Annotated in this window: 25 protein-coding genes and 2 pseudogenes; 13 read left to right on the forward strand and 14 right to left on the reverse strand. The window is 64.9% G+C overall.

Features of this window, described 5'->3' with window-relative positions:
- Positions 1 to 280: 280 nt before the first annotated feature.
- From ACZ6DT_RS10825 to ACZ6DT_RS10860, 8 genes are all read left to right on the forward strand, one after another.
- On the forward strand, positions 281 to 1,108 hold the full coding sequence (locus ACZ6DT_RS10825; protein WP_465591945.1) for a hypothetical protein: 828 nt from the start codon (positions 281 to 283) through the stop codon (positions 1,106 to 1,108).
- A gap of 541 nt (positions 1,109 to 1,649) precedes the next feature.
- Complete coding sequence (locus ACZ6DT_RS10830) at positions 1,650 to 2,192, forward strand: hypothetical protein (protein WP_465591948.1); 543 nt, start codon at positions 1,650 to 1,652, stop codon at positions 2,190 to 2,192.
- 57 nt (positions 2,193 to 2,249) lie between these two features.
- Positions 2,250 to 2,933: a GmrSD restriction endonuclease domain-containing protein gene (locus tag ACZ6DT_RS10835; RefSeq protein WP_465591951.1), complete on the forward strand. Its 684-nt coding sequence runs from the start codon at positions 2,250 to 2,252 to the stop codon at positions 2,931 to 2,933.
- A gap of 141 nt (positions 2,934 to 3,074) precedes the next feature.
- Positions 3,075 to 3,425: an ABATE domain-containing protein gene (locus tag ACZ6DT_RS10840; RefSeq protein ID WP_465591954.1), complete on the forward strand. Its 351-nt coding sequence runs from the start codon at positions 3,075 to 3,077 to the stop codon at positions 3,423 to 3,425.
- Between the two features lie 328 nt (positions 3,426 to 3,753).
- Positions 3,754 to 4,290: an EF-hand domain-containing protein gene (locus tag ACZ6DT_RS10845; protein ID WP_465591957.1), complete on the forward strand. Its 537-nt coding sequence runs from the start codon at positions 3,754 to 3,756 to the stop codon at positions 4,288 to 4,290.
- Positions 4,291 to 4,320: 30 nt separating this feature from the next.
- The gene (locus tag ACZ6DT_RS10850; protein ID WP_465591960.1) at positions 4,321 to 5,403 is read left to right on the forward strand and encodes an isocitrate/isopropylmalate family dehydrogenase; all 1,083 of its coding nucleotides are present in this window, start codon (positions 4,321 to 4,323) and stop codon (positions 5,401 to 5,403) included.
- Positions 5,400 to 6,032, forward strand: a complete 633-nt coding sequence (locus ACZ6DT_RS10855) for a cysteine hydrolase family protein (protein ID WP_465591963.1) — start codon at positions 5,400 to 5,402, stop codon at positions 6,030 to 6,032. The genes ACZ6DT_RS10850 and ACZ6DT_RS10855 overlap by 4 nt, the downstream gene beginning before the upstream one ends.
- A complete protein-coding gene (locus ACZ6DT_RS10860) occupies positions 5,999 to 6,895 on the forward strand; it encodes an SAM-dependent methyltransferase (RefSeq protein WP_465591966.1) in 897 nt (298 codons plus the stop codon). Before ACZ6DT_RS10855 ends, ACZ6DT_RS10860 begins: the two co-directional genes overlap by 34 nt.
- 154 nt (positions 6,896 to 7,049) lie before the next feature.
- On the opposite strand, the gene ACZ6DT_RS10865 is transcribed toward ACZ6DT_RS10860, so the two are convergent.
- From ACZ6DT_RS10865 to ACZ6DT_RS10890, 6 genes are all read right to left on the reverse strand, one after another.
- Positions 7,050 to 8,123: an iron-containing redox enzyme family protein gene (locus ACZ6DT_RS10865; protein ID WP_465591969.1), complete on the reverse strand. Its 1,074-nt coding sequence runs from the start codon at positions 8,121 to 8,123 to the stop codon at positions 7,050 to 7,052.
- Between the two features lie 10 nt (positions 8,124 to 8,133).
- Positions 8,134 to 8,364, reverse strand: a complete 231-nt coding sequence (locus tag ACZ6DT_RS10870) for a CDGSH iron-sulfur domain-containing protein (RefSeq protein ID WP_465591972.1) — start codon at positions 8,362 to 8,364, stop codon at positions 8,134 to 8,136.
- A gap of 16 nt (positions 8,365 to 8,380) precedes the next feature.
- Positions 8,381 to 9,487, reverse strand: coding sequence for a carboxylate-amine ligase (locus tag ACZ6DT_RS10875; RefSeq protein WP_465591975.1), 1,107 nt, complete (start codon positions 9,485 to 9,487; stop codon positions 8,381 to 8,383).
- A 27-nt stretch (positions 9,488 to 9,514) separates the two neighbouring features.
- Complete coding sequence (locus ACZ6DT_RS10880; protein WP_465591978.1) at positions 9,515 to 10,432, reverse strand: methyltransferase domain-containing protein; 918 nt, start codon at positions 10,430 to 10,432, stop codon at positions 9,515 to 9,517.
- Positions 10,429 to 11,421, reverse strand: a complete 993-nt coding sequence (locus ACZ6DT_RS10885) for an ornithine carbamoyltransferase (protein WP_465591981.1) — start codon at positions 11,419 to 11,421, stop codon at positions 10,429 to 10,431. The genes ACZ6DT_RS10880 and ACZ6DT_RS10885 overlap by 4 nt, the downstream gene beginning before the upstream one ends.
- 368 nt (positions 11,422 to 11,789) lie before the next feature.
- Complete coding sequence (locus ACZ6DT_RS10890) at positions 11,790 to 12,050, reverse strand: hypothetical protein (protein ID WP_465591984.1); 261 nt, start codon at positions 12,048 to 12,050, stop codon at positions 11,790 to 11,792.
- A 579-nt stretch (positions 12,051 to 12,629) separates the two neighbouring features.
- Between ACZ6DT_RS10890 and ACZ6DT_RS10895 the strand changes: the two genes are divergently transcribed.
- The 3 genes from ACZ6DT_RS10895 to ACZ6DT_RS10905 are packed head-to-tail and all read left to right on the forward strand — an operon-like array spanning position 12,630 to position 13,773.
- Positions 12,630 to 12,863: a hypothetical protein gene (locus ACZ6DT_RS10895; RefSeq protein WP_465591987.1), complete on the forward strand. Its 234-nt coding sequence runs from the start codon at positions 12,630 to 12,632 to the stop codon at positions 12,861 to 12,863.
- A gap of 57 nt (positions 12,864 to 12,920) precedes the next feature.
- Positions 12,921 to 13,400 carry a hypothetical protein gene (locus ACZ6DT_RS10900; protein ID WP_465591990.1) on the forward strand — a complete coding sequence of 160 codons (480 nt, stop codon included), beginning with the start codon at positions 12,921 to 12,923 and terminating at the stop codon, positions 13,398 to 13,400.
- Positions 13,401 to 13,419: 19 nt separating this feature from the next.
- Positions 13,420 to 13,773: a hypothetical protein gene (locus ACZ6DT_RS10905; RefSeq protein WP_465591993.1), complete on the forward strand. Its 354-nt coding sequence runs from the start codon at positions 13,420 to 13,422 to the stop codon at positions 13,771 to 13,773.
- 135 nt (positions 13,774 to 13,908) lie between these two features.
- Here the strand turns inward: ACZ6DT_RS10905 and ACZ6DT_RS10910 are convergent, their stop codons facing one another.
- Positions 13,909 to 14,328, reverse strand: coding sequence for a histone-like nucleoid-structuring protein Lsr2 (locus tag ACZ6DT_RS10910; RefSeq protein WP_465591996.1), 420 nt, complete (start codon positions 14,326 to 14,328; stop codon positions 13,909 to 13,911).
- 270 nt (positions 14,329 to 14,598) lie between these two features.
- Between ACZ6DT_RS10910 and ACZ6DT_RS10915 the strand changes: the two are divergent.
- Positions 14,599 to 15,780 (forward strand): annotated as a pseudogene (locus ACZ6DT_RS10915) (IS3 family transposase); the annotation flags it as partial.
- 195 nt (positions 15,781 to 15,975) lie between these two features.
- A pseudogene (locus ACZ6DT_RS10920) lies at positions 15,976 to 17,228 on the forward strand (IS4 family transposase).
- Positions 17,229 to 17,323: 95 nt separating this feature from the next.
- Here ACZ6DT_RS10920 and ACZ6DT_RS10925 read toward each other — a convergent pair.
- The 7 genes from ACZ6DT_RS10925 to ACZ6DT_RS10955 all read right to left on the reverse strand — a co-directional run bounded on the left by ACZ6DT_RS10925 (position 17,324) and on the right by ACZ6DT_RS10955 (position 22,853).
- Positions 17,324 to 18,025, reverse strand: a complete 702-nt coding sequence (locus ACZ6DT_RS10925; RefSeq protein WP_465591999.1) for an IS3 family transposase — start codon at positions 18,023 to 18,025, stop codon at positions 17,324 to 17,326.
- A complete protein-coding gene (locus ACZ6DT_RS10930; RefSeq protein WP_465592002.1) occupies positions 18,022 to 18,351 on the reverse strand; it encodes a transposase in 330 nt (109 codons plus the stop codon). The genes ACZ6DT_RS10925 and ACZ6DT_RS10930 overlap by 4 nt, the downstream gene beginning before the upstream one ends.
- Positions 18,352 to 18,361: 10 nt before the next feature.
- Positions 18,362 to 18,571: a hypothetical protein gene (locus ACZ6DT_RS10935; protein ID WP_465592004.1), complete on the reverse strand. Its 210-nt coding sequence runs from the start codon at positions 18,569 to 18,571 to the stop codon at positions 18,362 to 18,364.
- A 906-nt stretch (positions 18,572 to 19,477) separates the two neighbouring features.
- Positions 19,478 to 19,918, reverse strand: a complete 441-nt coding sequence (locus ACZ6DT_RS10940) for a hypothetical protein (RefSeq protein ID WP_465592007.1) — start codon at positions 19,916 to 19,918, stop codon at positions 19,478 to 19,480.
- A complete protein-coding gene (locus tag ACZ6DT_RS10945) occupies positions 19,915 to 20,766 on the reverse strand; it encodes a hypothetical protein (protein WP_465592010.1) in 852 nt (283 codons plus the stop codon). The genes ACZ6DT_RS10940 and ACZ6DT_RS10945 overlap by 4 nt, the downstream gene beginning before the upstream one ends.
- 10 nt (positions 20,767 to 20,776) lie before the next feature.
- Complete coding sequence (locus tag ACZ6DT_RS10950) at positions 20,777 to 21,622, reverse strand: hypothetical protein (RefSeq protein WP_465592013.1); 846 nt, start codon at positions 21,620 to 21,622, stop codon at positions 20,777 to 20,779.
- Between the two features lie 619 nt (positions 21,623 to 22,241).
- Complete coding sequence (locus tag ACZ6DT_RS10955; RefSeq protein WP_465592016.1) at positions 22,242 to 22,853, reverse strand: helix-turn-helix domain-containing protein; 612 nt, start codon at positions 22,851 to 22,853, stop codon at positions 22,242 to 22,244.
- Positions 22,854 to 22,880 lie beyond the last annotated feature (27 nt).

The raw sequence follows: 22,880 nt of genomic DNA on the forward strand, positions 1-22,880 counted from the left end.
CGCTGTCGGCCGGGTAGCAACGCGGCCGCGCCCTACCTGCCAACACGCCCCTTCGCGGTCACATCCCCGTGACGCATTCCGGGTCCTCACCACCTTCGCCGAGCCGGGACATGAACGGACGGCGGAATCCGGAGCGCGGGGGGTGTCCCTACGGTTCTGTCAAGCTGCCGCGGTAGTGGGCATGCACGTCGGCGACACCCCCAGCTAGGCTGACCAGTCGCAGATCGGCGACATGAATCGACAGTCGTCGGGTGCGGGCTTACTTATCCGAGGGAGCTGGATGGACGAGGTGCAGCTGTCACCGGACCGGCGGCAGGTGGCCTCGCCCCTGACCCCGGAGATGCTGGCGCCGATGGACGAGCGCTGCGAGGTCGTGCAGTTCAATCAGCCCCTGACAACGGACGAATACCAGCGGCTGAGCGACTTTCTGAGCGGCTATCCACGGGTGACGCTGCGGGCGTACTCGTACTACCAGAACAGCTTCACCGACTTCGAGTATCTGCGATATTTCCCGCGTATCCGGCATTTTGAGGGCGCACACTACCTGGCGGAAAGTCTCGATGGGTTGCGGCACCTGCCAGACGATCTGGTGTCGCTGGAGCTGGGGAAGACCAAGAAGCGGTTGAGTCTGCGGGCGATCGAGCACCTTACGACCCTGCAACTGCTGGACCTCACCGGGTTTACCAAGGACATCGAGGTCGTCGGGACGATGACCGGGTTGCGGGCCCTGCAGTTCCGGTCGATCACGCTATCCGACCTTGCCGTGCTAAGACCGCTGCAACAGTTGGCCGCGTTCAACCTCATCGGAGGCGGCACCAAGGATCTCGACGCCTTGCCGGAGCTCGGCTCGCTGGAGGCCCTGGGGTTGTGGCAGATTCGTGGCTTGAGTGACGTGTCGGCGGTCGGACGGATCGCGACGCTGCGGTATCTGTCGTTGTTCGAGCTCAGGCAGGTCACCGGGCTGCCCTCGTTCGCCGGTTGCCCGATGCTGGAGGTGATCTCCTTGAACACGATGAACGGCCTGACCGAGATTCCGCCCGAAGTCGAGGCCCTGCGGTGGGCAGCATCCGGGAAACACCCGGCGCTGGCGCACTGGGACGTGAAGTAGTTCACGCATTACCGGCGAGCCAGCGACAGCGACTAGCGGTCCCCGGCGGCGTCCAGGACGACATCGCTGAGCTCGACGCCGGCTGGGAACCGTGCCCAACCCTCGTGAACGGGTTCGACCCCCGCGACCGCTGCGAGACCTCCTAGCCGAGCACGGGGCGAACTGCCACGAGGCCTGATGCCTCGCTTGCTCGTCGGTGAGGCCCCCCGGAGGCAGTTTTAGCCGGCGAGCGTCGACCTTCCGGCTGTCGGCAACTGCCGGTCGCAGCTCGCGAGGAAGGTCGTATCTGAACGGCCCCAAGGAAGCGGAAGCGTTCTAACCGGCCTGAGAAGGTCGGGTGCACCGTCAGTACCACCGCGAAGGTGACACTGACGGCACAACGCAGTGCCTCGAACCTATTCGGCCGTCTGCTCAGTGCCCTGCACCACTGCCTGATCACCGGCCCCCCTGCACGAGCACCGGCCCTTCCTGCCCGGAACCAGCGCTGCGCGGTCACCGTCGCGCCCCATCGTAGGTGCCGTAGCAACAGGGAGTCGCCGGCGTGAAGGACGGTGCTCTCTGTTCTCGTCTGGTGTCGCCGCTTTCCGGTTTACTGGTCACGTCGTGGGCACCAGGGTCGTTGACGAGGGGGATGGGCATCGTGGTCGGACAGGGGCGGTGTGTCCGCGACGTGGTGGCGGCTGCCGCGGCCGGCGTGGCATTGCTGACGTCGACGTTTCTGGCGGGGTGTGAGGTTCCGCGCGCCAGCCCGGCGGAGCCGGGCAGCGACAACGAGACCGCGAGTGCGGCGCCGACGATCCCGGTGGCCGAGGCGCGAAAGCGTCTCGCCGGGCTGCCGGTCGCGGTGCGCGGCGTTCTCGATGGCTATGACCGGGCGAAGAAGTTCCCGCCTTGGACAACCGTGTCCGGCAGCTGCAACGTCCGTGAGGAACTGCTGAAACGCGACGGTACGAATGTCAAGGTCAACGACGAGTGCGTGGCGGTGTCCGGGTCGTGGCGTAGCCCGTACGACGGGGAGACGTGGCGCAAGGCCGCCGATGTGGACGTCGATCACATGGTATCCGCGCCCGCGACGCCCTTCTGAGGCGTTTCCGCTGGTCAAGTTGTGAGCAACATACTGACGACAAGAAGGTTGATCAAGTTGGCTGCGAAACTTCGGCGTGTCTCAAGGGTGGCGGCAGGTGTATCGGTCGGCGCGATGGTCTTGGCGCTGTTGGCTGGGTGTGAGATCACCGATGCGGCTCCGAAAAGCCCGAACGACGGCGGCTCAACCGCGGGCGCGTCGCCGACGATTCCTGTGGCCGAGGCACGGAAGCGCCTCGGCGAGCTGACGGTCGCGGTCCGCGGGGTTATGGATGGCTATGACCGGAAGAAGTTCCCTCATTGGAAGACCGTGTCGGGCAGCTGCAACGTGCGTGAGGAACTGCTCAAACGCGATGGCGTGGACGTCAAGGTGGACGCGAGCTGCGCTTCTGTTGCCGGGTCCTGGCGCAGCGCTTATGACGGCGAGACGTGGACAAAGGCGTCCGATGTGGACGCCGACCACGTTGTGCCCTTGGGTCAGGCGTGGGTCAGCGGGGCGAAGTCGTGGCCGCAGGCCAAGCGCGAAGAGTTCGCGAACGACCTGATCCGCCCGCAGCTGCGGGCGGTGACCGACAACGTCAACCAGGAGAAGAGCGACAAGGCGCCGGACCAGTGGAAGCCGCCGCTGGTGTCGTTCTGGTGCACGTATGCGACGGACTGGATCGTGGTCAAGCGCCACTATGGGTTGACGATCACCGTTCCGGAACGGAACGCGTTGTCGAGCATGCTCGACCGTTGCTGAGGCCGTCATGCTCGCGGCCTCATTCCGGTTCGTAGGCGGCCAGCCGACGACGCAGGTCCAGGTTCTCGCCCTGAGCAACCTCGAGCGCTTTCCGGAGCTGGGCAACGGCTTTCCGGCCCGCGGTGAGCGCTCCGGCCGTGGATGCCGAGTCCGGGCGCGGTCTCCCCGCGATCCGCAGGGACAGGCGCGCTACTGAGGTTTGCCCGCCCTTGCAGGTCCTTCATCGGGGTGGGGAACCGGGCAGGTTCACTGCGCAAACGCGGCCAACGCGACCCCGAAGTCGCCCGGGACACTCTTCGCCGCACCCGACAACTACGCCAGAACATTTACACGATTTTCGCCGCTATCGCCCAAGGTGACGACCCTCCCGCCTCAGCGCTCACGCACCTCCAGCAGGCATACGCCGAGGCCATGCGGCACGCCAGCCTGATCTCGTCCCCGAGAGGTTTGGACAACGACGAGGCCGTCCGGCCGGCCAGATCCACTTCGTAGGCACAGGTCGCTACATCTGGCTCGAACCGGGTGACGGCGGGTCGCGACCGGAGACCCGATCGGGATTCCGGTGCTGCCGACGGATGGACCCGGCGCCCCGAACACGAAGACCGAGAGTGGTTCCAGCACCTGCCAGGGTGTGGGCGCTGCATAACGGCGACGATGAAACAACATGCGTTCGGGCGTTCTGACGTGTTCGACAGAGAACCACACTTTACGGTGACGGCCGCGTTCTTTCTGTATTTCCTTGGCGTCGCCGCTGGCATAGTCACGATCGAGCATTTCGCCGTTACCCCCTTTTTCCATCCGAGTGAAGGACGGTTCCTTGATGCAGACGGATGCCCTCGAGCGTGTCAGGCTCATCTTCACTTTGTTCGACCGCAACGGAAACGGGCACCTCGAAGCCGAAGACTTCGAGATCATGGCCGCCGACGTCGTCGAGGCGGCTCCCGAATCCGGTGCGGCGGCCAAGGACGCGATGAGGTCGGCGTTCCGGCAATACTGGCGGACCCTGGTCGAGGAATTGGACGTCGATCGCGACGGCGAGATCACCTTCGACGAGTACACCGCCGTCGTCCTGTCACCGGAACGCTTCGACGCCACCATCGGTGCTTTCGCCGAGGCGCTGGCGACGCTGGGCGACCCGGACGGGGATGGTCTCATCGAGCGACACGTCTTCCATGCGCTCATGGCGGCGATCGGTTTCGAACGGGCGAACATCGAGGCGCTCTTCGACGCTTTCGACCCGTCCGTCGCGGATCAGATCACGGTCTCGACCTGGGTGGCCGGGATCAAGGACTACTACAACCCGACGAAGACGGACATTGCCGGCGATCACCTGGTCACCGGTGCGCCCACGGCCTGAATCCGATATCCGAGCAGCGAAAGGAGCACGGTGGTCTCGACCATCGGGTTGGCCGTCGGCCGCGGTACCGGGCCGGAACTCGCGAATGTCTTCGAAAGTGTCCTGACCACCCTCGGGACGGCATCTTCGACGACCATGCGCATCGTGCGTTCGCCCAGGCTGTACCACTCGTACTTCTCTCTCAAGGCCGAAGGAAGCGGATTCGAGGACATCGGCGGACTGACCCGGCAGGACGCCGACCACTACGAACGGTTCTGCCGCGCCCAAGCGAGTGCGGGCGTCACCGCCGTCTTCCGCACGGCGATCAACGCCCAGTCGTTGTACCTGGTCCGCGAGCGGCTACAGGCGGTGAAGGTCGACCTCATCGAGAATGGGGACTCGTCACTGCTGATGGTGCGCGACGAGGCCCAGGGCTTTTACACCGGCGAGAACAGCCATAGCCCCGGTGTCGTCCACCGCACCCTGATGTTCAGCAAGGAGATCACCGAGAAAGTAGTCGCCGCCGCACTGGTGCAGGCGCGGCGGCAGTGGCCCGATGAGCCGGTGGAACGGGTGGTGATGGCCTACAAGTTCCACCTCCTCGACGGCGCTCTCGGTGCTTGGGTGGCGGAGATCGCCGCTCGGCACGGCGTCGAGATCGCCCTCGCCCAGCCGGACACGGTCAACCGCAACCTCATCGAGCACGGTTTGCCGCGGCGCACCGTCGTCATCGGGGCCAACGAATGGGCCGACATCATGCACGTGGTCCTGCTGGACAGGCTGGGTTCCGAAAAGCAGGAGAACCGCTATACCGAGAACATCCACCTGCATCCCGACGTCGCCGGCCTGGTCGAGTACCAGACCGTGCATGGTTCCGCCGATGACCTGGCAGGCCTGGACATCGTCAATCCCGTGGCGACCATCCGGGCCGCGGCGGCGATCGCGGAACGGCATGCCGGCTGCGCGGGCGCGATCAAGAGGACCGAGGACGCTCTCGAGTCCGCAGGGAGCCGGGGAATCACCACACCCGATCTGGGTGGGCACCACTCCACCACGGAGGTGACGGAAGCCGTACTGGACCTGCTGAAACAGCCCGGTGGGCCCGCGGAAGCCCTGTCGGCAGTGGAAGGGTGACCGGGACTGCGCTGATCGTCATGGACCTGCAGAACGACTTCTGCACCGGACCGGTCGTGGCGGCCAGATACGCGGGCAGTCTGTCCACACTGGACGCCGCGACGGCCGGTGCCGGGCGGGCGGTGGACGTGGCGAGGGCTCGCGGTACCGAGGTCGTCTTCGTCCGGTTCCACGGCGACGTCGAGCGTCAGGGCCCGAGCTGGCGGCACCGGGATCTGTTGCTCGGCAAGCGGCCCAAATGCCGGGCAGGCACCTGGGGAGCGGAGTTCCACCGGGTCGAGCCGGTACTGGGCGAACGTGTCTTCACCAAGAACGCGCGCTTCGACGCCTTCCTCACCGACGGTTTCGAAGAACACCTCACCCGCAACGGTGTCGGGCATCTGGTGTTCGCGGGTCTCTACACCGACGTCTGCGTGGACTCCACCGCACGGACGGCGTTCCAGCTGGGTTTCCACGTGACCGTCCTCACCGACTGCACGACGAGTCTCCACCTGCCCGACGACACGATCCTGCGGTTCATGAGCACCGTCTACGGCGCCTGCGTGACCACCATCGACGATCCGGAAGCCTGGGCACCGCCCGAAAGGCAGGAATCTTGGCCGGTACGAAGCACGACAGTGGCACCATAGAACACGGTGTCGGCCGGACCGCGCTCATGGTCGCCGCCGCCCGAGCGATCGAAACCCACCGTCCGGACTCGCTCGTCCAAGACGGTTATGCGGAGTATTTCGTGCGTGCCACCCGGGTCTGCGAAGACTGGCCGCTGCGCATGGAACAGGTGCCAGGGGGCGATGCCGACCCGCTGTGGGGCAGGCTCGGGCGCTACTTCGGCCTGCGAACCAGGGTCTTGGACGACTTCGTCCTCCGGGCGACGAGGGCCGGAGGACGTCAGGTCGTGCTTCTCGGCGCGGGCCTGGACTCGCGGGCCTACCGCCTCGACTTGCCCGAGGACTGTGTGCTGTTCGAGATCGACCGCGAGCCGGTGCTGCACTTCAAACAGGACGTCCTCGACACCCTCGGCGCCACAACGAAAACCCGGCGCGTACCGATCGCGGGCGACCTGCGCGGCGACTGGGCGGCAACCCTGATCGACGCCGGATTCGATCCGGTGGAGCCGTGTGTCTGGCTGGCTGAAGGCCTGATGCTCTACCTGTCCGCTGACGCTGAGCGGAGCCTCATCCACACCGTGGACAACCTGAGCGCTGAAGGCAGTTCGCTGGCGTTCGAAGTCAAACTCGGCGTCGAACGGCCCGAAGTCCGCGCGAACGCCGTCTACACCACGGCGAAACAGCGGATCGGGGTCGACCTGCTCACCCTGTTCGACCCTGGATCACGCCCGGACTCCATCGGGGACCTCAAGAGCAAAGGATGGACCGCCGACGTCAAGACGCCCTTCGACTACACCCGCGAGTTCGGGCGAGGCCCCCGGCCCGAGCCGGACGACGCGCTGGCGAGCAATAGGTGGGTCTTCGCGGGCAAGTCTCGACAATGACGGCGGAAGGCCCTGGTCACATGTCGCGCCTGCCGCAGCAGGGGAAGCCGCCTCCGTAAGTGGACCTCGGCTGAGTCGCGTTGGATGACCGGGGAGTGCTCGATGACGGTCACCGCCTCCAAAGTCCGCCCATTCGTTGTGGTGGAACAGTTGGTCAGCCGCGATTCGAGTGAGCCCGAGCCGACGAGTCGACGACGCCGAGCGTGGAGCGCAGGGACGACCGTTCCGATTCCCATCGATCGAAGATGTACCGGGCGAGCGCGTGGTCGAGTCCGGTGCCGGTGGAGGCGCCGAAAAGTATGTCGTCGACGAGTTCGGGTTCCTGTGCGGCAAGGCCACCGGCCATATCGTTGAGCGCGATGACGTCGTGCACGGAGTCGGCGATGACGTGTTCGTCGAAGAAGCGGGTGGCGATCGGATCGAACCCGAGGCGGCGAAGACCGTCGGCCTGGCGTTTGTTCGACAGTGCCGAGGTCATTTCGGCGATGGCGAGGTGCCCGACCGCTGCCGCGCGGAACCGCCGGTGCAGCCCGAACAACGACATGACGTTGACGGTCGCGAGCGCGATGCCCGGTACCAGGTCGAGGTAGGCGCCGTAGCGCGCGTCCAGTCCCATGGCGTTCATGCCGTCCCGGTAGAGGACCGCGTGAATCTGGTCCGCTCGGCCGGAACCGAACTCGTCGTACTCGATCTCGACCAGTGCGGCCTTGGCTTTGTTCTCCAGTCGCGGGATGGCGAACGAGTGCGGATCGGACTCCTTCAACCGGTAGGCCGAGCGGAGCACGATCACCTCGAGGAACTGTTCCTTCGTCGCCTTGTCACGCAGGTACGGGGACAGTGCCGGTCCCGGGAGATCGGCGATCCGGAGTAGCCCGGCCCGGACGTCTTCTTGACCGTGAAGGGAATCGACGGGGTAGGCCGCGCGAAGTGCGGACTCGAATGGCGCCTCGAGTCGTTCGCGGACGGCGAGCAGCGCCGGATTCCACTCCCATCGCGGGTTGACGCCCGCGAAACCGCGGTAGTGGAGCTCGTAACAGATGTACAGTGCCAGGTGCAGATCGTCATCCGAGAGGGGATCGCCGGTGGGCGCGGGGATGGCGGCCAGGTCACCCGGGTCACGGGACAGGGCGGTGAGCACGACCTCGCTGATCGGTCCTCGGGGGTGTGGCAGCGGCGGCTCCCAGCGCTCCGGGGACAGCGGTGTCGACGAGTCGGCCGTGATGGACATGACTGCGCTCTCAATCGGTCGAGGTGCTCGGGGAAGCCGTCCTGCGGGACTGCCGGACGAGTTTGTGCGAGCTGTCGCACCACGGTTTCTGACTGGAACGGCCGCAGCGGCAGAGCGCCACGGTCCGGCGAGTGGTGGGAATCTCCTGGCCGTCGGCATCGAGCAACTGGAAGTCGCCCCGGACGAGCAATGGCCCGTTCCGGTACTCGGTGATCACCACCGGCGAATCGGGCTTGCGCATGACCGCACTCCTTTCGTCACGGTGCGGCGGTCTGCCGCACGAGAAGGTCGGTGACGTCGGCGAAGGTGCCGCCTGCGGCGAGCACCGCGCGCTGTCGATCGGCTGAGGTGCCGTCGATCCTCTTGCGCGCGAGGAGTTTGGCCACCTCGTCGTGGTCGCCGGCGTGTTCGAGGGCCGGTTCGACCATGCGCATCAGGCGGTCGATCAGCTCTCCGGCAGGCACCAGTTCACCGGAAACGGGATCAAGGAGATCGGCGGAAAGCCCGTACCGCGCCGCCCGCCATTTGGCCGCACGAAGCAGCTCTGGCCACGGATCGGGGCCGTCCGAGTTCCGCTGGAGCTCGTCGAGCGCGTGCTTCACCAGGGCGCGGCAGAGACCTGCCTGCAGGACGGTGTCGTCGACCGTCGTACAGGAGTCGGCTGACCGGAACTCGACGGTGCGATAGTTCGTGCCCGGCCGGACGTCCCAGTAGAGCTGCCCGACGTCGTTGATGGTGTCGTTGCGCGTCAGGGCGGCCATCCGTTCGACGTACTCCTCGTAGGAGGAGAAGACCGGTGGTATGCCGCCCATCGGCCAGCTCTCCCAGACGGTGCCGCGGTAGCTGGCGAAGCCGGTGTCCTCGCCCATCCAGAACGGTGAGCTGGCCGACAGCGCGTTGAGCAGGGGCAGCCACGGCCTGACGCGGTTGACCACCTGGATCGCGGTGTCTCGGTCGGGGACGCCGACGTGCACCTGGCAAGCGCACATCACGTGGGTGCGCGCCATCCACGCATAGCGGTCGACGATGAAGTGGGTCCGCGACTGGTCGAGGAACTTCTGCGTCCGCCAGTCCGTCAGGGCCAGCGTGCCGGCCGCGACGATCCGGCCACCTGTCTCCTGCGCGGCGTGGCCGAGCCCGGCGCGCAGTTCGCGGAGCTCGTCACGGACCTGGTCGAGGGTCCGGCAGATTCCGGTCCTGCTCTCGAGCATGCAGGTCCTCAGCTCGGCGCTGTAGCTCTCACGGCCACCGGGAAGTCGATGGGCGAACTCCAGCAGCGCCGACGTGTCATTCAGCGGGCGTCGCTCCTGCGGGTCGACTGCGAAGAACTCTTCTTCGACCCCGACGGTAAGCGGCTCTGGCACAGCTGGAACGCCTTTCTGCTGGTGGTTTCAGGGATGGTGGCGGACGATGTCGTCGCTGAGTACCACCACGCGCAACGGAAGCGTGGTGGCGGTGGCGAAATCGTCGAGCGCTTCCAACCGGTTCGTCGTGGACGCACAGGCGCGCTGGAGAAGCGCCAATACTTCGTCCGGGGTGACGACGTACTCGGCCGGGCCTCGGATCCGGCGGCAGGACAAGCCGAGGACCAGGTAATGAGTGACACCGGCCACCTCGATCAACGGTCCGTCTCCGCGGTCAGCCAGTTGCCGGACCAGTCGCCGGTTGGCCACCGTGTGCTCGCCGAGCGGTAGTACCCCGAGTGTCAGCTGGGCTATGCGGTAGCCGGAGTCGAGCAACAGCGCGGTCATCGCGCGCGGCGAGGTGTAGCTGCCGATCGTGATCGCCAGTTCGGCGCCCAAGGTGGAAGCGTGGCGAACGACGTGACGGACGAGGCGAAGCCCGTCGCTTCCACCATCGATCGAGACCTTGCCGGTGCCGTCGGGAGGTACAGGGAGGGGAACGTAGGGTGGGTTGCTCGTGACGATGGTGGGCGCGGATCGGAACGGGCAGCCGGCGAGCAGGTCACTTGTGGTCGCGACGCTGTAATCCGCGACGGAGAAGGTGACGCGTGGGTCGCCCTCCCGTGCATAGTGCTCGGACGCCCATGAGACGCTGCCGGCGGCGATGTCCACGCCGTGGACGTGACCGGCGCCCGCGCGCGCGACGGCCCGTGCCGCCGCACCGCTTCCAGAACCGAGATCGAGAACGGTGCAGCCGGGTTCGAGGAGGTCGGCGGTGGCCCAGATCCCGATCTCGGTGTCGATCGGGTCGAAGAACACGTCGCGCCGCCGCGGTGGTCGCAGATCGGCCGGGGTGAGGTGGTGGAACCGGGTGATCCGGGGAACGATTTCCGCGGTCTTGCTCATCCTGGACTTCCATTCGTTACCGGGAGTCCGGCTCGGCCGCCGGTCGCACAGAACTCCAGCACCGCCATCGCGCTGCTGAGCTTCATGGCTGCCTGGCTCCAGGCGATCGATCGGGGTCCGTCGAGCACGGCACCCGACACTTCGTCGCCGCGACACGCAGGCAGATCGTGCATGAACAGCGCGGACGGCGACCGATCCATGAACGCCTGGTCGATATGGAAGGGGCGGAACGCTTCCCGCCAGTCGGGATCGCTCTTGGCTGTGCCGGTCGTCTGCCAGCGGGTGGTGTAGACGACGTCGACGTCGGTGGGGAGGTCAGCCATCGACGTGGTCGTCACCACGGTGGCGCCGACGGACGCGCCGGCCGTTCGCGCCGCGGTCAGCTCCTCGCCGGGAATTCCGTAACCCTCAGGCGTTGCGATGATCAATGTGCTGGACGGGACCTTCGCCAGGCCGTGTGCCAGCGCTGTCGTGGTGTTGTTGCCCTCGCCGACGTAAAGGACCGTCACGCCGCTGAGGTCTCCGCGATGCAGCCGGATCGTGGCCAGGTCGCAGATTCCCTGGGTCGGATGTTCCTCGGTGGCCATGGCGTTCACCACCGGAATTCCACTTTCCCGGGAGATGGCCCGCAGATCGCGAAGCGGCCCGGCGGTTCTGGCCACCAGTCCGTCGAGCATGGCCCCGAGGACGCGGGCGGTGTCGGTGAGTGACTCGCCGGTGTTGACCTGCAGGTCAGCCGGACCATAGGCCAGGACGTGGGCACCCAGCCGGTGGGCTCCGACGGAAAAGGCGGTCCGCGTCCGCGTGGATGTTTTCGTGAACAGCACCCCGATCGCTCTCCCGGCCAGCGGACGGTCGTGCGCCAGGGGGTTCTCGTACAGGTCGACAGCCCTCACGGCAATGCGGTCGAGTTCGTTCTCGTCGAGATCACGCAACGACAGCAAGCCGGACTCGGGACAAACCTGCGGAGCACCTTGGACCGGTCTCATTGGCAGTGCGCCTCACCGTAGTCGGAACGTGACCGGACTACAGCCTTCCAGCTCGGGCGTCTGAGCGCATCCGCGAGACGGGCTACTAGGACACGCCGCGGGCCGGATCAAGGCTTGCGCCGGCGCCGCGCACCCGGGCGAAGCCTCATCGAACGTGCCCGGCATGGACAACTTGATCATGAGCCTCGCCGGAAGATCGGAAGAGAACCGGTGGCGACAACGCGGCCGACTGCCACATCCAGGCAGCCGAGTCCGGCCCCCCGGTATGGGGAGCGTCGTCGAGGCGGCCGACAAGCGGGACGAGCCGCTCTCGGCGCGCGAGCTACTCGGTACCGCGACCGGGACAGGTCGAGTGCCGATGCGGTGTTCTATCCGATCGGTCCCTGTTTGTCCGGGGTGACTTCGATGCTGCGCAGGACCGCCTGGTCGAGTCGGCGGGCTGACGGTGCGGGTGTGCGGGTAACCGCCTGAACCAGACGGTTCACGGCGACGGTGTCCCCGCTCAGGGTGATCATGCTGTAGGTGGGCAGGCGGCCCAGCGCCTCGGCCAGCTCCGGTTCCCCGATCGCACCGGCCAGTAGGTCCCGGGGGATGCCGTCCGGGGCCTGCCAGGCCAGCTGCCGCAGCACCTGCCCCGCGGCAGGGGTGTCGGCCGTATGATAGTTTTCCGCCTTTTCCGGAGCTCAATGGAGTGATTCCGTTCGCTTCCGATGTTGAGGGGGTGCACTTTTCTGGCTGCCCTGGACATCCAATCCTGATAAATGGCACGTGGTATACCAGAGCCGACACAGTCCTGATGACTGGACGAGGACAAGGCGGCCGATGGCCGCTGTGATGCTGGAGCTCGCAAGCAGTCGAAGCGCGCGCAACATTCTCGATTGGGACATGGCTGCCAAAGATCGATCATTGGAGCCTTTCGAAATCGGTCCTTAAACCCGGCATGCCGGTGTGCCGGAGAGGTGTGGGATCTGCGTTACGGCCGACGATGCTCGGCGAGCTCTGAGGAAGGTCGGCACCGGCTCGAAACGTCGACGCACAACGCTGGCGTTTGGATGAACGCGACCCGCATGTTGAGGTGCGGCAACGCCTGAAACCCGTTCCTGCACCCAGGAGCTGGCCCGCAACGATGGGTGTCGTTGCGGATGTGTGATGGTTGTTGTTACCTCCTCTGCGGCCCAGCTTGTCGTGCCCTCATGGAGGCTGCTCATATGGATACGCAGATGGGGTTCACAACGCCGGATAAGCCGGTGGATGTGGGGGAGTTGTTTCCGGTACTGGCTGGTTTGGCGCGGACGACGGTGCGACTGCATCCGCAGCGGGGCGTGACCACGGCGCACGAGTCGTCGTTGGGTGGACTGTTGTCGTGGCCGGCGGACGAGGCGTGGCCGGTGTGCACGATCGATCACCCTGATGATCGGCCGTTGCGCAGCGCGGAGGGGTAGAAGTGGGAGCGGCGCCTCGTCGAGTTGCGCGCGGCGGTGAACGCCCGTGCTACCGCCATGGTGGAGCCGTCGCTGTCCCGCGAGTACGAAGCGGTGGAAGCCCGTATCCCGCAGGCGCGTCGGGTGGATTACGCGAGTGATCCGGCGGCACGGTTGCCCATGGTGGCGGTCGCGCAGTTCTACGCGCGTGATGTGCCGGAGTTGCCCTTTCCTGAGGGAACCGATGTGTGCCAGGTGTTGTGGTGTCCCACTGATCACGAGCCCGATTACGCGCCGCGGGTCGATGTGCGGTGGCGCGACGCCACGGCGGTGTCCGCGGTGGCCGCTGTACCTGAACCGGACCGCGAGCACAGCGAGGACGGTTATCTTCCTGCGTCGTGCCGGATCACGCCGGAGCGGGTGGTGGACTTTCCCGACTGGGACGATCTGCCGTCCGAGGAACTGCGTGAACAGATCGCGGCGTGGGAGAAGGGGCGGGAGTGGAGCTACGGCCGGCATCTGTCCGTTGCGCCGGGAACAAAGCCCGTTCTGGCCTGAATGCGACGAGGGGCATCGGATGGATCACCTGTTCACGGTGGCCACGTCCGAATGTGGCTACGACGCCTGGCAGGCGTGGATGCCACTGGAAACGCGGGCCCGGACGTCCTTCGGGAAACGGATACGGTTCACGATGGTCGATGGCTGCACGAGCCACACCATGATCGGGCTGGACGAGGAGTTCGACCCTGCCACGTTCACCGTGCTCGGCCGCGCCGTCGTACCGGAGTCAGTGACAGAAGAAGTCATTCCCCTCGATAGCGCCGAACCCGGTGGGCTGGGTCTCATGATCGGCGACGTCGGGGACTTGTACATCGTCGTGTGCCGCATCTGTCCGGACCGGCCGGCCGCGGTCGAACTTCAATGCGGATAAGAACGGACACACCGCTGTGCATGGCCGAGACAGCAGCGAGGGTCTCCACGGCCGGCTGGGGATCTGCGCCTGTGCTTCCTTGAGGTCCCTGTCCGGGGCAATCGGGGGAAGGGACGTCAAGGGTGCGATCGAGGGTCAGGACTTCTTGCGAGGTGCGCGCTTGCGCTTGACGGGAGTCTCTTCGGCGACCGGTTCAGCGGGGGTCGATTCGACGTTGTCGAACGCTTCGTAGATGTCGTTGGGGATGCGGCCGCGTTCGGCGATCGCGTAGCCGTTGGCCGATGCCCAGGCGCGGACCTGCTGGTTGCGTTCGCGGTCGGTGGGGTTCGCCGTACCACCGGCCACGGTGGACTGTCCGGTCGCGACCCTCACTTTGCGTCCGCCGACTCGCCTGCTGGCGTCGATGAAGCGCTCGAGCTCTTCGCGCAGGGCGCCGGCGTTGTCGTCGGAGAGGTCGATCTCGTAGGTGACGCCGTCGAGCGCGAAGGGCACGGTCTGGGTGGCTTCGCCCCCGTCGATGTCGTCGACGATCTGGACGGATACCTTTTGTGCCATCGATAGTGCCTTCCGCTAGGTCATGCCACGCCACTTCAGGTTGGCGCAGTGTCAATAATTCTAGGCGTATGAGGTATCCGTCCTGGAGACGGCCTCGGTACGGTGGTGTTGCGCGGTGTCACGTGGTGTGAAACTTCGTGCAACAGCAAGAGAAGTGTGCGGGAGAGACCCGAACGAGCAGGCTCGATGCTGGATCTTCTGTGAGTCCCCCCGTTCGCCGGACACGGTGGCGTTGCCCCCAGATGACGGCTCGCGGAGCGAGGGCTACCGGTCAAGATGGCCTGCTGGCTGCTGGAGGTGAGTCATTCCGGGTTCTACGAGTGGCGATCGAGGCCAACCTCGCCGGCGGCGCTGCGCCGGGAGTGGCTGACCGGGGTGATCACCGAGATCCATGCCCGCTCCCGCGGCACCTACGGCGCTCCACGGGTGCACGCCAAACTTCGGCTGGGGATGGGCATCATGGTTAGCCGTAAGACGGTCGCGAAACTCATGCGGGCGGCCGGGCTGGCCGGGATTCCGCGACGGCAGACTCGCATGAACTCCAAGATCGAGGTCCGCAGCGAGGACCTGGTCAACCGGAATTTCCTGCGCGCCCATACCAATTTGCTGTGGGTGTGCGACATCACCGAGCATCCCACCCGCGAAGGGAAGCTCTACTGCTGCGCGGTGCCGGACGCGTTCAACCGCAAGATAGTGGGCTGGTCTATCGACAACAGGCAGAACACCGCCCTCGTCGTGAACGCCCTGGAGATGGCACTCAGCAACCGGAATCCTAATCCTGGCACCGCCTTTCACTCCGACCACGGCGTGCAATACACGTCCTGGACCTTCACCAACCGAGTCAAGGCCGCCGGGCTGATGTCCTCGCTCGGAACCGTCGGCGACGGATACGACAACGCGATGATGGAGTCGTTCTGGTCGAAGATGCAGACCGAACTTATCGACCGAAGAAAATGGAAACCCGGACCGAACTGGCCAACGAGATCTTCCAGTACCTCGAGATCTTCCGCAACCGGCAACGTCGCCATTCCAAACTCGGATACCTCACCCCAGTCGAGTATGAAAGATTCCACGAACTACAACAACCCGCCTGACACTCCACAGACGACAGTCCGGAGACAAGGGGCAACGCCACGGCGGGTGTGGGGTCAGGCGGTTGTGTCGGGTGGCGTGTGGAGGGCCTCGAACGTGACCGGGGCGTGCATTCCAATGTTGAAGTGCCGCCGTTTGAGGTTGTACCAGCACTCTATCCATTCGAATATTGCGTTGGCAAGCTGGTCGCGGGTTTTCCGTTGTTTGGTGTCGAGTATTTCGAGTTGGAGGTGCTCCAGAAGGATTCCATCATGGCGTTTTCGTAACAATCTCCGACTGTTCCCATCGAAACGAGCAGCCCGGCGGCGCGGAGTCGCTGCCCGAACGCCCTTGGGGTGTATTGGGAACAATGCCACTTAGTTAAGCCTGTTTGCGCTGATGAGGGACGTCAAGGTCGTTAGCCCGGGTGTCATGCGAGTTCGTTCCGCGTGAGGCCGCCACTCGCCAATTCAGTGGCAGATTGTTCATGTTGAAGGATCCTTGACCGAAAGGATGTTTCGGCGTGTTGAGCGCATAAATGGTCGGCATGCTCAGCGCATTCGGTAGTATCAATTTATGGGCGATCGGGTGTCGGCGGGCATTAAAGATAAGTTGACAGATCACGTGTCGTTGGGCGTATTGACGAGAGTTGTTCCCAGGTACATCGTCGACGAGGTTATTGACGAGACGGGAAGTCGGGAAAGACGCTCGCGTTCCCTGCCGGCTCACGTGGTGGTCTATTTCGTTCTCGCATTGGCGTTGTTTCACGATGGCTACGAAGAGGTTCTGCGGAAGCTTGTGAACGGGCTGCGATTCGCGCGCGTCTGGAGTGTGAATTGGGCGGTCCCGACAACGGGCGCGATAACGCAGGCCCGACAGCGATTGGGGGCCGCCCCTATGAAGGCTCTTTTCGCTCGTGTCGCCTCGCCGGTGGCCACGGCCGGGACGCCGGGCGCGTGGCTCGGCCGACGGCGGCTCATGGCGATTGACGGTGTGATGATAGATATGCCTGACACTGCGGAGAATTGTGATCGGTACCCGAAAGCGGTAGGTGGGACGCGGCGCCCGTTCCCGCAGATGCGTGCCGTCGGCCTCTCTGAATGTTCCACACATGCGATCGTTGCCGCAGCGGTGGGCTCGATCCGTGTTGGTGAGCGTGAACTCGCAGGTCAGCTGCTGGATTCCGTCTCCGAGGAGATGCTGATCATCGCGGACCGCGGGTTCTTCAGCTATCAGGTGTGGAGCGACTTTCTCGAGACTGGCGCGGACTTGCTGTTCCGGGCATGGGCCACGATGAAACTGACGCCTGTCGAGGTGCTGGCAGATGGAACCTGGATCGCCGAGATCTGCAAAAAGTCTGTTCAAGGTGGAAAACACGCATCCTTCTTGACGACATCGGAGACATCCGGCTGGCCACACATATCAGGGTTCGCGTCGTCGAATACCAGATCTCCGGGCATCGCGACACCGCAGGAAAGTCGGAAACCTTCCGCTTGATGACCACAATGCTGGACCCCGAGGATGTGTCCGCGGAGGAACTCGCCAACACCTATCATCAGCGTTGGGAGATCGAGACAGCGTTCCACGAACTTGAGGTTCAACTACTGAACGGCGGTGGACTCCGGTCGAAAAAGCCAGAAATGGTGGAACAAGAATTCTGGGGCTTACTGGTCAGCCACTACGCGATACGCTCGTTCATGCACGAGGCGGCTGACAGCGTCGATATTGACCCGGATCAGATATCTTTCACCAGAACCTTGAACATCATCCGCCGCCAGGTCACCGACCCAGCGGTGTTTTCCCCCCGAAACGGCACGCCTGAACCATGATCGGGCGATCCAGGAAACCGTAGAGCGGCGCAACAAGCGACGACACCGAACCTACCCGCGAGTCTGCAAGAAGGGCAACCGTCACACATTCCCCATCAAGACGCCTCGCCACCAGCAGGAACACTATGACCCGCACCCGAACGTCCTGAAACGTACGGCTTAACTAAGTGGCATTGGTAGTTGCCGCCTCGATCGGAATGGAAGATCGCTCCGCGTGTGATCGGGTAATTTCGCGCGGCCATGTGTATCGCGTTCTCGATCAGCGGTGTTTGGTAGTTGTCGTCCATGGCCCAGCCGAGGACGGCTTTGGTGTGGCAATCGATGACTGTGGCGAGGTATACCCATCCTTCCCAGGTAGGGATATATGTTATGTCGCCGACCATTTTCGTGCCGGGCGCGTCGGCGGTGAAGTCCCGCAGCACGAGGTCGGGCAGCAGGCTGGGAGCGCCCTCGGTGAGTCCCAGCCGCCACGGCCTCGGCTGGCACGGCTCGAGCCCCAGCTCGCGCATGATGCCGCGGACCAGTTCCGGGGTGGCGTGCTCTCCCTGGCGGACCAGCTGGGCATGGATCCGCCGGTGGCCGTAGGTCTCGTCGGAGGCAGCGAAGATCTTCTGGATCAGCGCCGCCAGATACGCGCGCCGTCGCGCGGTCGCGGACTCCGGCCGGGACCGCCAGTCGTAAAATCCCGAAGTCGACACATTCAGCCACGCACACATTTTCGCCGTGGTGAACTTGTTTTCGTCGGCCTCGGTCGCCGTGTCCTTCTCCTCGTCGATGAACTCGTAGAGCTCGCTCACCGATACTCGCTCGCGAAGAAGGCTGCGGCTTTTCCCAGGAACTCCTTCTCCAGCCGAAGCTCGCGGACTTCCTTCTCCAGTTCGCGCAGCCGGGCACGCTCAGAGACCGCCAGCGGCGGCTCATCCCCGGCATGGGTCTCACGGTAACTGTTCACCCAATTCCGCAGGGTCTGCTCGTTCAGACCCAGCTCCCGCGCGACCGACGGAACCGGACGAACTCCATCGACCACCATTTTCGCCGCCTCGTCCTTAAACTCAGGAGTAAACGACCGACGCTTCTTCGACACAAACACCTCTCTTCCGAGTAAAACCTTAATGGGTTTCACGTCCGGAAGATCAGAGGCCTCTCAGTGGCGCCAGCTGCCGCGCCAACCCGGCGCGCTCCCCCAGCGTCACCACCAGTTCGTTAAGCGCCTGGGGCCGGATCAGCTGGCCCAACGGCTGGCGAAACAGGTTCACCAGAAGGAAGTCGCTCGCCGACGGCTCCGGAACGAGCGCTCGCTCGTTTTCGTACTGGTCGAAGGCCTGAACCAGCATGAAGTCCATTGGCACCGCCCGCGATCGTCGCGACTTCGCCCAGGCACCGTTGACGTTTTCTCGACGCACCACGTGCAGGTGCTCGCCTTGAATTGGGCATCCCAGCGCCGCTGGTTGTCCTCACGGTGCAGGCCGGCGACCTCGCCGCAGCGGAGCCCAGCACGCGCCATCAGCAGGACGATCAGCCTGTCGCGAGCGGAGCGGCAGGCGGCGACCAAAGCAACGACTTCCTCGTCGGTCGCGCGGTCCACAGGCCGCTGGGGTTCCTGCAACCGATGGCGCGTGCGGAGCCAGAGGGTAAGCCCGGAATCCTCGCGGCGGGCGGCCAACGGAAGGTCAGAGTCGTCGGCCACCTCGTAGACCTGGCTCAAAACGTGGCGGGGAGCCTCCCGCACTGCGACGGCGAACCCGAGGAAGCACCGCACGGCGGTGAGGATGTTGTTGATCCTCCGTTCACCGCGGGCTGGCCGCCTTCCGGGCCCCATGACCACGACGCCGCCTCTGGGAGGCGCGTATTTCAGCCAAGTGATGAACAAGCCATAACGGCCCCTTTGTCGTTCAAGTCGATGCGGACCTCCACGATTCCAGCACCGGACAGCGTCCTGCCGAATAGCCGATTCACCTACTGTCGAATGGTTCGCACGCACCACAACGGCATTCGACTGCCGACTCGCACGTCGCTCCCAGCAGCGACGGCTAATTCCCAAGAATTCGCCCTCGGGCCGCGGTCGCGTGCACCACAGCCTCAGACCAACCCGGAATTAGCAGCCCGCCCAGGGGCTAGATAGCTCCGATCGGGTGGCGAAATCACCGGCCAATTGGACATGCATGAATTCGCCGCGCGAACAGCGTGATCCCGAGACAGCGAGAAATGATGGAGCCCGCCGGCCGTCGAACGGCCGGCGGGCTTGTCCATCATGGGTTCACGGCGTGCTGATCGTGTTCGTTGCCGGTGCGATGGCCGCGTGGGCGGATCGCCGCGATAGCCGCCGCTCCGAGCACCGGCACCAGAGCCAGGAACAGCGGCGTGAGGAACATGGCGAAGAACAAACCCATGGCCAGCATTACCAGCGCGGCGACGCCTGTCAGGATGAGGACGGCCTTCCCGGTCACATCGGCGATCACCGCGAGCAGAGCCGCCAGCACGGGAATCGCCAGAAGGTACGGAACGGAAGGACTGTCGTCGAGCGCCGCGGGCAGCATCGCGATCGCGATCCCCAGTGTTCCCGCGAGAGCGAGCCAGCTCAGCACCCGGCCAAGCAGCGGTGCGGCGGCCGAGCGACCCCGCAGGTAGAACAATGCCGCCACGGCTACGAAAAGCGCGACGCAGATCCCAGTGATGGCGGCGACATTCATTGGGGTGTCTCCCTAGTGTCGAATTTGGCTAGGTGGGCCTCGTGCACCTGGACCGGCCACCGCTCGTGCAGTGAGTCGGCCAGCCGCTGCAGGTGCTCGTTCTCGCGCCGGGCTGCCATCGTCGACTTGATCTGATGTGTCTTCGCTGCATCCCAGATTACCTCCTCGAACGAGATACCGCCGATCCGGACCAGCCACCACGTCTTGTTCTTCGGGTCCTCGGCCAGTCTCACCCCGCCGGCGAAACCGGTGCCGAAAGTGGCACGCACGACCATCGTGTCGACGGTGTGCCCGCCGTCGCCGTGAATGGTGGCGGTTCCGCTGTCGGCGGCGCCGGTTTCCTTGACCAGACGCAGGAAACCCTTTTGGTCGCTGCTCGCCACCCGCTCGAGCAGTGTTCCGGCCACATCGCCATTCGTGATCTTGGCCCAAACTACCTCGGCCTCGTGCACCCTGCCGATTTCGGAGACGTGCTCCTGGTACCAGGAACGTACCTCGTGATCGTCGATGGCCTCGACGGCGAGGTTGTCGCCCTTCTGCTTTTCCTCGGCGATGAGTTTCGCCATCTGCTCGGCTCTGGTCGTCGCCTCGATTCCGCGATGTGCGGCTTCCCTGGCGAGCAACTCGTCGCGGATCGCGCGGTCGGCCGCCGCCCGCAACGGGGTGACGTACTTGCGGCCCGCGATCCGTACCGGCGGCAACGGGTCGTCCCGGACGAGCGGCCGGACCACGTCGATCGATATCGGTTTTCCGGCAACCGTGGCGACCGTGTTGGGGCCGATCGCGGCCTCGCCGCTCTCCCTGCACGCAGCGGCCGGGAAAGCGACAAGAGCAACCGATATGACCAACAGCAACTTCCTAGTCACACTGGTTGCTCGACCACAAGAAGTCATCATCCGCTTCCCAGAACTCGTCGCTGCAACCGCCCATGTTCGAGTTGTGCTCTCTGTTGCACTGATCATGGTCGCCGCAGTCGTAGGTGTAGCCGGTGATGATGAAGCACCCGCTGCCGCACTTGGCCATGCAGTCGTACGACGCCGGGCCCACGTAGATCATCTGCGTGGTGAAACAGTGGTTGTCGAAGTCGTGCATGAGTGAGGCGTAGACGTTGCAGCCGGTGTAGAGGATGTCGTCCTCATTGGCCTGCTGGCACTGGATGATCACGTGGCGCCGCTCAGCGGAATTCGGATTGGTGCTGGCGATGCCATCCTGGACGCAGGCGTCCGCCGGTACGTCGGCCGATACTTGTTTGGCAACCGACCGCTCGACTGGCCGCGGCACCTCCTGTGAGCCGATCTTCTCGTACAGCGGTGCGTCGCCGACCAGCAACGCGAGCCGGAAAGCGAGATCCTGGTGCGCCGGAATCGTGGACTTCGCCGCGTTCGCCGGTTCAACCCACGCCGAGTTCAACGCGTAGGTGAATGCGGAGACCGCAGCCCGGTCGTCCTCGACCAGAGTGGCCTCGCCACCGGACCACCGCGCCGTGCCGGTCGCGATGTCCTTGCTGGCAGTGAAGGTCTTGCCGGCCACCGTGATCTTGACATCCGTGGTGACGGAATTCTTCGTAATGGCACTGAATTCCACTGTCGTGGCCGAGCGGGCGAACTTGCCGGCCGCGTGGCTCGTCGATGAATCGCTGATTTTGAGTTGATTGCTTTCCTGTGACTGCACCTCGGCTACAGCGACAGAACCGGAGATCGTCACTGTACTCAGAACGAGCACAAATGCGGCCCCGATTGACAGCGATAAGGTACGGAACGATGCTCTATGCATTGGCTGACCCCCCGGCAAGCCTTGGCTGAGTTCGAGATCGAGTGGCCACTGTAGCGTGGATCACAGGCAGCGAGGTCCACTGAAGGGGTGAATCCGGAGGTTTACGAACGTCATGCGGAGTCGGAATGTCGCCGACACCACACGGCCCAACATCGACTTTGCGCCGGAGTAAATCTCATCGCGATTTCGCATACGACATCCGTACGACATTGCCCGTGAGATTACGACATCGGACGTGAGAACCTACACCTTGTAGGGCCTCGTCCTGCCTGTCAGGCTCCTCACCTGGCTGCCAGTAACGGGGCAGCCGTGCTGACAGGGGGAAAAGTCGCTGGTAACGACCGAGACGCTCGGCCTGCAGCGTGAGGTCGTGTGCGTGCACCAATTCGAGCCGCGCCTTCGTTCGGGTCGCGAGGTAAGTGACGTTCCCACCGAGGACGCCACCCAACGCACCACCGAGCAGCCCGAGGTAACCTGCATGCGTCGGACGGTATCGCCAGTTACGAGCGATTCGACAGGGTGCGCCACGGACTTCCGGCGGCACCGCTGCTTACCCCAGCCTCGGGTCGAGGACGATTCGGGTGTTTCTCGTGAGCACGGTGCTCGCGGTCAGCCCGAACATGTCGTGGAAGGCGTCGCTGAAGTGGCTCGGCGAGGCGAACCCGGCCTCCGCCGACGCCCTGGTGAGGTCCGCGCCTTCCGCCCTGGCCGCCGCGACGCGCAGCATCCGCGCCCACAGCCGGTAGCGGCGGAAGCTCGTGCCCGTCTGCGCCGAGAACAGGTGCAGGAACCGCGACGTCGACAGGCTGATCTCGGCGGCGACCTCCGGGGCGCTCAGGCACGGGTGCGCGCGGAGCAGGCCCAGCGCGGTTCGGATCCGCTCGTCGGCGAGGTCCGGCTCCAGGTAGAGGAACAGCATCCGGCCCTCGGACACGACCTGGTGCCGCGTCCTGGCCGGGATCAGCGCGCTGCGGACTTTCCGCTCGTTGTCACCGATACGCAGCAGGAACGGCGTGTCGACGCCGACCGCGAAGCAGTGCACGGAGCTGAAGTGGGGGTGGAGGTGGAGCGATGGGCCGAGGTAGGCGGCGTGGCCCGGCCAGAGCCAGATTGTGGCCCGGTTCTGCGGGCAGCACGTTTCTGGAAGCGCGGCGTCGTCCATACCCCCGATGATTCCACGCGTGCAGAG

The sequence above is a fragment of the Amycolatopsis sp. NPDC041971 genome (genome assembly GCF_055588925.1).

Bases quoted from the DNA above. Each gene is read 5' to 3' on its own strand.
- ACZ6DT_RS10955 (WP_465592016.1), bottom strand. From the start codon at position 22,853: ATGGACGACGCCGCGCTTCCAGAAACGTGCTGCCCGCAGAACCGGGCC.
- ACZ6DT_RS10880 (WP_465591978.1), bottom strand. From the start codon at position 10,432: ATGAGCAAGACCGCGGAAATCGTTCCCCGGATCACCCGGTTCCACCAC.
- ACZ6DT_RS10940 (WP_465592007.1), bottom strand. From the start codon at position 19,918: ATGAATGTCGCCGCCATCACTGGGATCTGCGTCGCGCTTTTCGTAGCC.
- ACZ6DT_RS10865 (WP_465591969.1), bottom strand. From the start codon at position 8,123: ATGTCCATCACGGCCGACTCGTCGACACCGCTGTCCCCGGAGCGCTGG.
- ACZ6DT_RS10935 (WP_465592004.1), bottom strand. From the start codon at position 18,571: ATGGACTTCATGCTGGTTCAGGCCTTCGACCAGTACGAAAACGAGCGA.
- ACZ6DT_RS10905 (WP_465591993.1), top strand. From the start codon at position 13,420: ATGGATCACCTGTTCACGGTGGCCACGTCCGAATGTGGCTACGACGCC.
- ACZ6DT_RS10910 (WP_465591996.1), bottom strand. From the start codon at position 14,328: ATGGCACAAAAGGTATCCGTCCAGATCGTCGACGACATCGACGGGGGC.
- ACZ6DT_RS10885 (WP_465591981.1), bottom strand. From the start codon at position 11,421: ATGAGACCGGTCCAAGGTGCTCCGCAGGTTTGTCCCGAGTCCGGCTTG.
- ACZ6DT_RS10840 (WP_465591954.1), top strand. From the start codon at position 3,075: ATGCCGAGTCCGGGCGCGGTCTCCCCGCGATCCGCAGGGACAGGCGCG.
- ACZ6DT_RS10870 (WP_465591972.1), bottom strand. From the start codon at position 8,364: ATGCGCAAGCCCGATTCGCCGGTGGTGATCACCGAGTACCGGAACGGG.
- ACZ6DT_RS10845 (WP_465591957.1), top strand. From the start codon at position 3,754: ATGCAGACGGATGCCCTCGAGCGTGTCAGGCTCATCTTCACTTTGTTC.
- ACZ6DT_RS10900 (WP_465591990.1), top strand. From the start codon at position 12,921: ATGGTGGAGCCGTCGCTGTCCCGCGAGTACGAAGCGGTGGAAGCCCGT.
- ACZ6DT_RS10895 (WP_465591987.1), top strand. From the start codon at position 12,630: ATGGATACGCAGATGGGGTTCACAACGCCGGATAAGCCGGTGGATGTG.
- ACZ6DT_RS10825 (WP_465591945.1), top strand. From the start codon at position 281: ATGGACGAGGTGCAGCTGTCACCGGACCGGCGGCAGGTGGCCTCGCCC.